Source organism: Exiguobacterium sp. s102 (genome assembly GCF_018618635.1).
Classification (GTDB): domain Bacteria; phylum Bacillota; class Bacilli; order Exiguobacteriales; family Exiguobacteriaceae; genus Exiguobacterium_A; species Exiguobacterium_A oxidotolerans.
In genome coordinates this window covers 130,569-142,605 of record NZ_JACSML010000006.1, presented here as the reverse complement: position 1 = coordinate 142,605, position 12,037 = coordinate 130,569, and the positions used below count along the sequence as shown (strand labels likewise).

Below are 12,037 nucleotides of genomic sequence, written 5' to 3'. Positions count from 1 at the left end.
CGTTCCCATGCCGAACACGGAAGTTAAGCACTTGAACGCCGAAAGTAGTTGGGGGCTTCCCCCTGTGAGGATAGGACGTTGCCAGGCAATTTTATTTTTTTATTCCGCAATAGCTCAGTGGTAGAGCAACCGGCTGTTAACCGGTAGGTCGTAGGTTCAAATCCTACTTGCGGAGCCAATGGCCCGTTGGTCAAGCGGTTAAGACACCGCCCTTTCACGGCGGTATCACGGGTTCGATTCCCGTACGGGTCACCATTTTATTGTGCCGGTGTAGCTCAGCTGGTAGAGCAACTGACTTGTAATCAGTAGGTCGCGGGTTCGACTCCTGTTGCCGGCACTGTTTTTTTAATTAAATTTTCCTAGACAAACTGGGGGGGTAGCGAAGTGGCTAAACGCGGCGGACTGTAAATCCGCTCCCTCGGGTTCGGCGGTTCGAATCCGCCCCCCCCCACCATGTCGAGCCATTAGCTCAGTTGGTAGAGCATCTGACTTTTAATCAGAGGGTCGCAGGTTCGAATCCTGCATGGCTCATCTTCTTGCGGAAGTAGTTCAGTGGTAGAATACGACCTTGCCAAGGTCGGGGTCGCGGGTTCGAATCCCGTCTTCCGCTTTTTGTTTATTTTTTTGGGGCCTTAGCTCAGCTGGGAGAGCGCCTGCCTTGCACGCAGGAGGTCAGCGGTTCGATCCCGCTAGGCTCCACCAAATTTTGCTTAAAGATCTTAAGCGAGTTTCGTTCGTCTTAAGTTTTTTTATACTTGAAATGCCTGTTAACCAGAGTACGTACGCGAAAGCACTGTGATTCCCTTCACAGTGCTTTTTTGTTGTCTTCTGATTGTATAAAGATGCGTCGTCTTGTCGAGTTGAACCAGCTGTATGTTACCGCTTACAATTAAGGTAACTTAATTAAGCAAAGGGGATGCGGGGATGAACATTGCATATATCAGCGTGCCATATCGTTACGGTCAAGGAAAGCCAGGAACAGAGCATGGTCCGGCAGCAGTCGAACAAGCAGGCCTATTTCAAACGTTAGCAACACATGGACAAGAAGCGGTCCGCTACGGGGAAGCGGCTGTCTTACCAGAAGACGCGGTACGTGAGGAAGATGCGAAGTTAAAGCGTCTCGAAGGAGTCGTTCATACGACGAATGACTTACAGCTACTTGTACATGATGCGCTGTCCGAACGACGTTTTCCGTTACTCGTCGGGGGCGACCACAGCATGGCAATCGGAACGATTGCAGGGCTTCGTCGATCGATTCCGCGGCTCGGTGCGATTTGGTTCGATGCGCATGGCGATTTAAATACACCGGAAACGTCACCTACAGGTAATATTCACGGAATGCCACTCGCTGTTGCCCTTGGGGAAGGGCATCGGCGTTTAACGGAAATCGGTGGGACAGACGTCAAGTTACAACCGGAGCATCTTGTCTTTATCGGCTTGCGTGACGTCGATCCGGGAGAACAGGAATTGATTGATCGGCTTGGGATTCGCGTTTATGACATGGAAGCGATTCGGACACGGGGAATGGAAGCCATCATGAAGGAAGCGATTGCTTACCTGAACGAAACGACAGACGCATTTTACTTAAGTTTCGACATGGATGGTCTTGACCCGAGTTTAGTCGAAGGGACCGGGACGCGGGTTGCGGACGGTGTCATGTTAGAGGATGCTCAGACCGTCTTGAACTCTTGTGCGGAACAAGAAAACTTTATTGCAGCGGAGTTCGTCGAAGTGAATCCGTTGTTAGAAGAAGGGAACGGAACAGCGATTCTTGCAAATGCCTTGATCGGAAACCTACTTCAAGCAATGCAAAACCAACATTTAGTAAAATAATGGATAGAACTTGAACTCTTTTCATCGGGGTTCAAGTTTTTTTTGTTACAATTTAAATTGAGATGAAACATTTATCGGTCGACTCCGTATAAGAGATTGACCGCATAGAGCGGGGGGTATTTGAAGTGGAAGAAACAACACTACGCTTGATTGAGCGAGTGAAGCAAGGCGACCGCGATGCATTTGCGGCACTTGTTGATCTATATAAAGAAGGGGCATTTTTAGTTGCCTTCCGTGTATTACGTGATCGGATGGAAGCAGAGGATGCCACGCAAGAAGCCTTTATTCGCGTATTTACAAAGATTGAATCGTATAATGCACAATGGAAATTCCGTACGTGGCTCTACCGGATCGTGACGAATGTTTCAATTGACCGCTTACGGAAGAAACGTCCAGATTATTCCCTTGATGCCGAAATGTCAGGTACTGAAGGCTTGACGCTGTATTCCCAGCTTGAAAGTAAGGAGCAATTGCCAGAAGATCAAGTCGTTGATTCAGAAGAACGAAATGCTGTCGGTGACGCGATTGCCGCTTTACCTGAAAAGTATCGAATTCCACTTGTCTTGAAATATATTGAAGACCTTTCATTAAAGGAAATCAGTGAACTGATCGATTTACCAGTCGCCACAGTCAAAACTAGAATTCACCGTGGCCGAGAAGCGCTGAAGAAGCACTTCGGAACGCGGTGAGAAGGAGGATCTCACCATGACACGAGAACACGTAAACGAACGCATCCAAGATTATTTAGACCAAAACCAACCTCCAGAAGACTTTAAACAACTCGAAGCGGAGTTACGGGAGGCGAATGCGATGGACGACTTCGAAGAGTATCGACTCCTCGATGCACAGTTACGCACGCTTCCGAAGCCGAAGCTCTCGGCAGACTTTACATCCCGCGTGCTGGCACAACTGCCTGAACAGGTGGACACGTCGAATGTGACACCGCTTCGTAAACCTTCTCGTTTTGGAGGGAAGATGAAACAGTATCCACTCCTTGCAGCTGCCTCGATCTTTGCGTTACTTTCGGTCGGTAGCCTCGGGGGGTACATGACGCAAGAAGATAAAGACTTGTCGTATACGAACGCTCCCGGTATTGTCGCTGAAAATGGCGAAGTTGTTGTTCCAAAAGGAGTGACGGTCAATCAAGATTTATACGTCGAAGGCGGCAATGTCCGGATTGAAGGCAAAGTCAATGGAGACGTCATGACCGTTGACGGGACGGCTTACACAGCCAGTGCCGGAAACGTAACTGGAGAAATTAAAGAAATCGATCAGTTGTTCGAACGCGTCTGGTACGGAATCAAACGAATCTTTGATTAATCAGTTGGGGCGAGTCTAACTCGCCCCTTTGTGCTATAATGAAAGCTGTTTAAATTAGATGAGATAGGGGGCACGGTTGGTGAATTACTTCAACTGGCAACCACTTCAATTTCAAATGTTGAAACTGGGCGAAAACGTACACTGGTACGATTATATTAATGATGTGCTTGATATCGCGGTCGTGACATTCGTCATTTACCGCCTGATGATTATCGTCAAAGGCACAAAAGCGGTTCAATTGATTAAAGGGATTTCTGTCATTTTGATCAGCTGGTTCTTAAGCGGCTTCTTCGGACTGAAGACCTTACAATTTCTATTGAATCAAATCATCACCTATGGATTACTCGGAATTATCATCATCTTCCAGCCAGAGCTCCGTCGAGGACTGGAGCACCTGGGACGAACGAGTAAATTCTTTTCACGGAGTGCCATCAGTGATGAAGATGAACAAACGCGAATCGTCGATGCACTCGTTTCGTCTGCACAATACATGTCAAAACGCCGGATTGGTGCGCTCGTCACGTTTGAACGGGAAACCGGTCTCAGTGAATATGTCGAGACGGGGATTCCGCTCGGCTCACAAATTACGAGTCAGCTTTTGATTAACCTCTTTATCCCGAACACGCCGTTGCATGATGGTGCGGTCATCGTTCAGCAAGGCAAACTTGCGGCAGCCGCTTGTTATTTACCGCTCTCAGAAAGTGCCCACATCTCTAAGGATCTCGGGACGCGTCACCGGGCCGCGATTGGTGTCAGTGAAGTTACGGATAGTGTCACGCTTGTCGTATCGGAAGAGACGGGAGGCGTATCTCTCGCAATCAATGGTCGTCTTTACCGGGAACTCGACGAAGATTCGCTTCGGACGAAGTTGCTTGAGACGCTCGTCAAAGTCGAACCGGCGAATACGTCCTTCTTTAACTGGATGGGGGCGAAAAAATAATGTTCGAAAAGTGGTTCAATGAACGATGGTTTTTACGAATCGTTGCGGTACTACTTGCTGTGATGCTCTATTTGATGGTCGCAGGCTCGAGTTCGAGCGGGAAAAGTGACGCGGCGAGTCTATTGCCGATCGCTGGTCAGGGCTCGACGACGTTTGACGTACCGGTCACAGTGAATTATGATGAATCGCAGTGGGTCGCCTATAATATTCCAACTACAATCGAAACGACGGTCAAAGGACCATCGAGTAGCTTGACGATGCTTCGCCTCGTCAAAGACTTTGGTCTATCGTTAGATTTAGAGGGACTCGACCCTGGGTACCACCGTGTTCGTGTGACAGCGAATGGATTTGGAAAAGATGTTGAAGTGACACCGAAACAGGAGACGGTCGAAGTTTTTCTTGATAAAAAAGTCACGAAACAAGTCCCGGTTCAAGTCGCTTTACTCAACAAAAATAAAATCGCCGAAGGGTATGTCGTCGGTGAAGCACAACCGAGTAAACAAACGGTTGCTGTGACGGGAGGAGCAGAAAAGCTCCAAGCCATCACATCGATTCAAGTCCCGATCGACGTGACGGGTCGCGCGTCGACTTTCATGGAGTCGTTCAACGTTAAAGCGACGGATACGAATGGGAACGCGATTAGCGCGACGTACGATCCGGAACAGCTTGAAGTGACAGTTCCTGTCTATAAGGAAAGTAAAACAGTCCCGATCAACGTTAAAACAACAGGTAGCGTCAAAAAAGGCTACAAGGTCGTCAAGATCGTTCCCGTCGTCACGGAAGCGCGTCTGTACGGAACGAAGGAAGAATTGACGCGAATCGGTTCAGTCGATACAAAGGCAATCTCACTGAAAGATTTGACGAAGACGACCGATAAGACGATCGAACTCGTCGAACCGGATAATGTGACGGCAATGGATCCGACTTCGATTACGGTCAGTATCGTCGTCGAGAAAGAAAATGCTAAATCGACGACGGAAACGGTCGAGGAGCGAGCAGAGAAGACGATTACAGGTGTTCCTGTGACGCTTAACGGTTTCGACGAGTCGAAGTATACAATTGACTATGCTGAAACGATTGATCTCGTCGTCCGTGGCAGCGAAGCGGACTTAGCTTCGATTGATGCAACCGACATCAAGGCTGTCATCGACGTAACAGGATTAAAAGAAGGCACACACGGCTTACCGATTTCATATCAGACATCTAAAGCATTCGATGTCTTACGACCGGATAACATGGACGTCACGTTAAAGACGATTCCCCGGACATCGGTACAGACCAATTAAAACCAATCAGTGAAATGAGGAAATAGCACATGGGTAAGTATTTTGGAACTGACGGCGTCCGCGGCGTCGCAAACGTAGAATTGACACCGGAACTCGCCTACCGTCTTGGACGGATTGGCGGATACGTGTTGACGAAACACGAGAGCACACGTCCGAAAGTCTTAATCGGACGCGATACACGCGTTTCGGGTCAAATGCTTGAGAACGCGATGATTGCAGGATTGTTATCAATCGGCGCGGAAGTTATGCGTCTTGGTGTCATCTCGACACCGGGCGTCGCATACTTGACGAAAACGATGGATGCGACTGCGGGCGTCATGATTTCAGCGTCACACAACCCGGTTGAAGACAACGGCATCAAGTTCTTCGGAACAGACGGTTTTAAGCTCAATGACGCAACAGAACTCGAAATCGAAGCATTGCTCGACGAAACAGAGGACACACTCCCGCGACCATCGGGGAAAGAGCTTGGTTTCGTCCACGATTATTATGAAGGTGCGCAAAAATACCTCCATATGCTTCGTCAAACATCGGATGAAGATTTTTCTGGGATTCATGTCGCAATTGATGGCGCGCACGGCGCGACATCAAGCCTTGCACCACGTTTGTTCGGGGACCTTGAAGCAGAAGTCTCGACAATCGGTACAACGCCAAACGGTTTGAACATTAATGATGGTGTCGGATCGACACACCCCGAGCACCTCGCGGCATTCGTCAAAGAAAAAAATGCCGACGTCGGTCTCTCGTTTGACGGTGACGGCGATCGCTTGATTGCAGTCGATGAAAATGGGGATATCGTCGATGGCGATAAAATCATGTTCATCTGCGGAAAATACTTGAACGAAATCGGTCGTTTGAAAGATAACACGATTGTCGCGACAGTCATGAGTAACCTCGGCTTCCATAAAACAGTCGCAGAACACGGCATGACAGCCTTACAAACAGCAGTCGGTGACCGTTACGTCGTCGAAGAGATGCGTAAAAACGACTACACGCTCGGTGGCGAACAATCAGGTCACATCATCTTCATGGATTACTCGACGACAGGCGACGGCATGTTGTCTGGCGTTCAGTTACTCCAAATCATGAAGGCGACAGGCAAGAAGTTATCGGAACTCGCAGCCGAGATGCCAATCTTCCCGCAACGTCTTGTCAACATTCGTGTATCGGATAAGAATGGGGCAATGAACGGTCCTGCCGTCCAAGCGATCATTGCGGAAGTCGAAGCGGAAATGGCTGGAAACGGTCGGATTCTCGTTCGTGCATCTGGAACAGAACCACTCGTTCGAGTCATGGCGGAAGCAGAGTCGCAAGAAGCGTGTGACATGTACGTCGAACGGATTGCGAACGTCGTTCGTGAAAACTACGCGTTACAAGAAAATTGAGTCAACGAAAAGGAGTAGCTTCGTGTTGCTCCTTTTTTTTGTGTACGGGAGGAATGTTAAGGACGGGAATTAGCACGAATCCGTTATCCTCTGCCCACTTTTCTCAGGCGGAACGCAAGCCGCGGCCAGCTTGGGGCTGTCCGGGTCTCACCTGTTCCTGTCGGAAGCAGAGCTTCCTTTTCCTGTAGAAGTCGGACAGGGACGCGTTTTCGTTTCAGAAATAGCGTGGGTCTGGAGTAGGAACAGTGTTTGGATCATAGGAGAGAGAAGGGGACGACACCGCTGTCCTCTGCCCGCTTTTCTCAGGCGGAACGCAAGCCGCGGCCAACTTGAGGCTGCCCGGGTCTTGCTTGTTCCTGCCGTAAGCAGAGCTTCCTTTTCCTGTAGAAGTCGGACAGGGACACGGGTTCGTTGGAGGGTGGATGAGTAGGTACAGAAGCTTAATTCTTTTTTTTACAAAATCTAGGGATTAGAAGTATTGTTTAGAAAGATATCGGGAATAGTTACAAATACGTTACCTTCCTTGCTTTTTCCAATTAAAGTTCGTATGATTGTAAAGTCGGACAGAAACGGAGTCGGACAGAAACAGAAGCGCCAGGGCTGACTATGTGATAGGCAGCTGACGAGGTGGAGGTTTATCGAATCATTCGGCGGATGCCTCCCGGTACCTTATCAGTACCGTAAACTTACTTGAAATCGTCTAAGTGATTAGACGGACAAACAAGCAAGTGCTGATAACTCTCGACAAGAGCCGTTTCCTCTTCAGGGAAATACTTGATATGGGAGAGAATCAATATGTGCGGAATCGTAGGTATGATCGGAGAAGTTAACACGAAAGAAATTTTACTAAAGGGTCTCGAAAAACTCGAGTACCGCGGTTATGACTCGGCAGGTCTTGCGTTCGTCAATGACGGCGTTCAGGTTCATAAAGAAGTCGGTCGCATCGCTGCGCTACGCGAAGTCGTCCCTGCAGAAGCAGACGGTACAGTAGGAATCGGTCACACACGTTGGGCAACACACGGTGTACCAAGTGTTCCGAACGCCCACCCACACCAAAGTGCATCATCACGCTTTACACTCGTGCATAACGGTGTCATCGAAAACGATGAGCAGTTAAAAGCAGAACTTAACGTCGATTTACTCAGCGACACGGATACAGAAGTCATCGTTCAGATGATTGAAAAGAACTTTGACGCAACAGGTGATGTCACGGAAGCCTTCCGTCAAACACTTCGCGTGCTCCACGGTTCGTATGCGCTCGCTTTAATCGATGCAGAAAACCCGGACGTTCTTTATATCGCAAAAAATAAATCACCACTTCTCGTTGGTCTCGGAGACGGCACGTTCAACGTCGTTGCGTCTGACGCAATGGCCATGCTTCAAGTAACGGATCAGTTCGTTGAGTTACATGACGGTGAAATGATCATCTTAACGCGTGACAGTGTCACAATCCAGGATTTAGACGGAAACGTCCAAGAGCGTGACGCGTATACAGCTGAAATCGATGCTTCTGATATCGAAAAAGGCACATACGCGCACTATATGCTTAAAGAAATGGATGAGCAACCAGCGGTCATCCGGAACATCGTTCAAAAATACCAAAACGAAGCTGGCGACATCACACTCGATAAGTCGGTTCGTGATTTAGTCCTTGGTCGTGACCGCGTCTATATCATTGGTTGCGGAACAAGCTACCATGCTGGTTTGATCGGGAAACAATTGATTGAACAAATCGCTGGGATTCCGGCAGAGGTCCACATCTCGTCTGAATTCGGCTACAACATGCCACTTTTGACAGAGAAACCACTCTTCCTCTTCCTTTCACAATCAGGTGAAACAGCGGATAGCCGTGCCGTTCTCGTTGAAGCGAAAAAACTTGGTCACCCAGCATTGACGGTCACGAACGTCGCGGGATCAACACTTTCACGTGAAGCAAACGCAACACTCTTGTTGCATGCCGGTCCTGAAATCGCAGTTGCCTCAACAAAAGCATACACAGCGCAAATTGCTGTTCTTGCGGTCCTCGCGTTTGACCTGGCTCAAGCAAAAGGCGTCGACGTCAACTTCGATCTCATGAAAGAACTCGGTAAAATTTCAAGCGCAATGGAATCCGTCATGTCACAAAAAGAACGGTTCCAAGAGATCGCTGCAGAATACTTGTCTGAATCACGCAACGCCTTCTTCATCGGCCGTGGTCAAGATGCGTATGTCGGAATGGAAGGGGCACTCAAGCTCAAAGAAATTTCGTACATCCAGGCAGAAGGGTACGCTGGCGGCGAATTGAAACACGGTCCAATCGCTTTGATTGAAGACAACACACCGGTCATCGCCCTCGTGACACAACCGCACGTTCACCTCAACAACCGAGGCAACGTCAAGGAAGTCGTCGCACGTGGCGCGAACGCATGTGTCATCGCTTCAGAAGGTCTCGAATTGCCGACGGATGCATTCGTCATCCCGTCAGTCGAGCCGCTCTTGTCACCATTACTTTCAGTCTTACCACTTCAGTTGATCTCGTACTACGCGGCACTCGGCCGTGATTGCGACGTCGACAAGCCACGTAACTTGGCGAAGTCAGTAACAGTCGAATAAAAACATTCAAGTCATACTCCTTCCAGTTGGAGTATGACTTTTTTATTACCTAGCACTGAAGGAATGAGTGGTGAAACACATATGCAGATGAAAACAAACTGGCTCCAAGCTTTTCCGCAATCCTGTGCAGGAGACGTGGAGGCTGTGAGACGTCTCTTCCCACACCGATTGTTTAGACCGGTGACGTGGGGGACGATTGAAATCGCGTATTGGCAAGAAAAGTTGAATTTGCCGTCTCGCGTGTACTTGGATGAAGTACCAGAGGTGAAAATCGAGACGTTGACGAAACAACAACGGTGGCTGCTCTATTGCTTGTATACGCGCCATCACAATGGTTATATCCGCGAGAAATATGTTCATTCAACGATTACAAGAAGAACAGGCGGATACAGACTGGGTGTTGCTTTATCTGATTGAATTGACTGGGGAATATGTAAGAGAAATTCTAGAACGAATCGAACCGATTTTAGAGAGGTGGCCTGAGGAAAATCTGTGTTCCTTTCTACAAGCAAATGATGTTTACATGACACGGATTGAGTGTCGCATCATCAGCTACTGGAATATATATCAGCGGACATCTTATCCACTCTTAGGGGATTCAGCCTATGTCGGATTTCGACTTACAAAATACTACCGTTTACGCAAGGTAACAAAGCAGTAGAAATACTGAAATCGAGTAATCGTCAATAGACCGTACACGCTCAACAGAGAGTGTACGGTCTATTTGTTAGTTCATCATGGACTGAAGATAGAAGAAGCTTAACAAAACAAGTGAAATCAAAAAGCAGACGAAGAGATTCTTCATGAAGACGTTCCGAGAAAGGCGCCGGTTCATGATTATCTTATCGAGAAACAGATTAACAGCTAAGACAATTACGAAAATCACGAAAAAGAGTGGCAATAGGTCCATATGTAACATCCTTTCCATCATCTTATTCAACGCATCAAGTCAATCAAAAGTTTCGCAAAGCTTAAAATCTCTTGTGAAAAACAGGACTTTCCAGTAGGGAAGGGAAAGAAGAAAAGTAAAGAAACCAAAAGGAGGGACATTCAGATGCGACAAGCGGTACTCGTCATTGATTTTCAACAGGATCTCGTCGAAGGTACGGCAGAAGAGTCAGGGGTTCATGCGAAAGATGCCGTCAGTCAGGTCATCAATCAAGTCGTGCAAGAAGCACGGAATCATGCTCATACGATTGTCTTCATCCGGGATCTTGATGTCGCGGACGGAAACGGACCGGGATTTGCGGTGCACGCCTCGATTCAGATTCCAGATCAGGCGGTGACGTTCGATAAAGCCGCAACGAATGCGTTTCACGGGACACCATTGCTTGAGTATCTGAATGAACGACAAATCGAACATGTCGTCATCCTCGGCTGTAAGACGGAACACTGCATCGATACCGCGGTCCGCAGTGCAACCGTCAATGGATTTGATGTGACGCTCGTTGCTGACGGACATACGACGAACGGCTCCGATGTTTTATCGGCGGAGTTGATGATTGCCCATCACAATCAAGTTTTGCACGGTCACTACAATGTCGAACATTTTGCACTTGTCCGCCCCTCATCGGAGAAGTTATTTGAACCGATCCACGATCAGCACAGAACATAAAGGAGTGAAGTTATGATTGAACTGCGAAAGATAAAAGAGACTGTTTATTTAACCTATCAGATGCTCGATACAGCCGCAATTGACGGACTGCCCGAAATCCTTGAAAAACGACTGGGGGATGCATTATGACCCGCGAAGAGTGGATTCAATCGTTTGATCTCGATGTAGCAGAGATTTTTTCCGTCACGGATTCGTACAGTTCCGAAGTCGACCGGCTGGTTCTGCGTGACGGTCGGACTGTTTTTTTAAAGCGACCCTATACGGCTGATAAATGGTACCGGGAGCACGGATGGCTGACGTATTTGGCCGACCGTGTCGCCGTTCCGAAAATCCTTGCAGAAGCGCCGCCAACGCCGCAGACGACGGGAGCTTTCGTACTGGAGGCATTAGTCGGTGCGACAATCGAGACGGTGACACCGACACTAGCCACACAAATCGGACGGCTTCACGCGACTTTACATACCTGTACGCATGAGACCTATGGTGATTTTGAACAAAACGGCTTCACCGCGTTTACCTCACAGGACTGGCGTGTCTTCCGAAATGCGAAGATGACCTCATTCGAGCCGGCGATTCAACAAGTTTTGCCGCCTGTCCTTTATCAAGCCGCCTTTACAGAATTAAAACGGCGTGAACGTGAGTTACCGGAACCCTCGCGTCCGGTCGCCGTTCATCTCGATTTCAGGCTCGGGAACTTGCTCGCAGACGGCGGAAACCTCACTGGACTGATCGACTTTGAAACTTCACGTTTCGGAGCGACGGAGATCGACTTCACGAAACTCGACCGGGATGTCTTCCAAGGTGGCAGCGCTCTGCTGGGTGCTTATCAAAACGGATACGGCCAAATTCGGACACCGGAACCGATTGAAGTCTATTTGCCGTACTACCGTCTGTTTGAAGCACTGACGGGAATCGGCTGGTGCGTCCAGCGTGGATTAGCGCAGCACCAACAGTTTTTTGACAACAACCATGCCCGCTTGTTAATTGAACTCGAACGGACGAGCATATTCGAAGAACGTTAAAAGACGTCGTTTGACGAGCGAACCGCTATACTTGTGGAAATGAA

10 protein-coding genes, 7 tRNA genes and 1 rRNA gene are annotated in these 12,037 nt (G+C 48.5%); all 18 read left to right on the top strand.

What is annotated here, in order from left to right; translation table 11 throughout:
- Nucleotides 1–87 (top strand): 5S ribosomal RNA (rrf, locus tag KNQ02_RS13600); the annotation flags it as partial.
- A 16-nt stretch (nt 88–103) separates the two neighbouring features.
- Nucleotides 104–178 (top strand) — tRNA-Asn (locus KNQ02_RS13595).
- 2 nt (nt 179–180) lie between these two features.
- Nucleotides 181–255, top strand: a tRNA-Glu gene (locus KNQ02_RS13590).
- Nucleotides 256–264: 9 nt separating this feature from the next.
- Nucleotides 265–337, top strand: a tRNA-Thr gene (locus KNQ02_RS13585).
- A 33-nt stretch (nt 338–370) separates the two neighbouring features.
- Nucleotides 371–454, top strand: a tRNA-Tyr gene (locus KNQ02_RS13580).
- 4 nt (nt 455–458) lie between these two features.
- Nucleotides 459–531 (top strand) — tRNA-Lys (locus KNQ02_RS13575).
- Nucleotides 532–538: 7 nt separating this feature from the next.
- A tRNA-Gly gene (locus KNQ02_RS13570) sits at nt 539–610 on the top strand.
- A 16-nt stretch (nt 611–626) separates the two neighbouring features.
- A tRNA-Ala gene (locus tag KNQ02_RS13565) sits at nt 627–702 on the top strand.
- 222 nt (nt 703–924) lie between these two features.
- Complete coding sequence (gene rocF, locus KNQ02_RS13560; protein WP_214767573.1) at nt 925–1,833, top strand: arginase; 909 nt, start codon at nt 925–927, stop codon at nt 1,831–1,833.
- A 125-nt stretch (nt 1,834–1,958) separates the two neighbouring features.
- Nucleotides 1,959–2,522 (top strand): RNA polymerase sigma factor SigW, encoded by a 564-nt coding sequence (sigW, locus tag KNQ02_RS13555; protein ID WP_214767576.1) that lies wholly within the window; start codon nt 1,959–1,961, stop codon nt 2,520–2,522.
- Nucleotides 2,523–2,538: 16 nt separating this feature from the next.
- Complete coding sequence (locus KNQ02_RS13550) at nt 2,539–3,153, top strand: polymer-forming cytoskeletal protein (RefSeq protein ID WP_088836017.1); 615 nt, start codon at nt 2,539–2,541, stop codon at nt 3,151–3,153.
- 115 nt (nt 3,154–3,268) lie between these two features.
- Nucleotides 3,269–4,093, top strand: coding sequence for a diadenylate cyclase CdaA (cdaA, locus tag KNQ02_RS13545; protein WP_204251426.1), 825 nt, complete (start codon nt 3,269–3,271; stop codon nt 4,091–4,093).
- Nucleotides 4,093–5,379, top strand: coding sequence for a CdaR family protein (locus KNQ02_RS13540; RefSeq protein WP_088836019.1), 1,287 nt, complete (start codon nt 4,093–4,095; stop codon nt 5,377–5,379). The genes cdaA and KNQ02_RS13540 overlap by 1 nt, the downstream gene beginning before the upstream one ends.
- Nucleotides 5,380–5,408: 29 nt before the next feature.
- Entirely contained in the window at nt 5,409–6,764 is a 1,356-nt protein-coding gene (glmM, locus tag KNQ02_RS13535) for a phosphoglucosamine mutase (RefSeq protein ID WP_214767579.1), read from the top strand.
- 795 nt (nt 6,765–7,559) lie between these two features.
- Nucleotides 7,560–9,356, top strand: a complete 1,797-nt coding sequence (glmS, locus tag KNQ02_RS13530; protein ID WP_214808867.1) for a glutamine--fructose-6-phosphate transaminase (isomerizing) — start codon at nt 7,560–7,562, stop codon at nt 9,354–9,356.
- An 81-nt stretch (nt 9,357–9,437) separates the two neighbouring features.
- A complete protein-coding gene (locus KNQ02_RS15670; RefSeq protein ID WP_251135088.1) occupies nt 9,438–9,773 on the top strand; it encodes a hypothetical protein in 336 nt (111 codons plus the stop codon).
- Nucleotides 9,774–10,410: 637 nt separating this feature from the next.
- The gene (locus tag KNQ02_RS13520; protein ID WP_214808864.1) at nt 10,411–10,971 is read left to right on the top strand and encodes an isochorismatase family protein; all 561 of its coding nucleotides are present in this window, start codon (nt 10,411–10,413) and stop codon (nt 10,969–10,971) included.
- A 125-nt stretch (nt 10,972–11,096) separates the two neighbouring features.
- A complete protein-coding gene (locus KNQ02_RS13515) occupies nt 11,097–11,993 on the top strand; it encodes a phosphotransferase family protein (RefSeq protein ID WP_214805633.1) in 897 nt (298 codons plus the stop codon).
- The last annotated feature ends 44 nt before the right edge of the window (nt 11,994–12,037 follow it).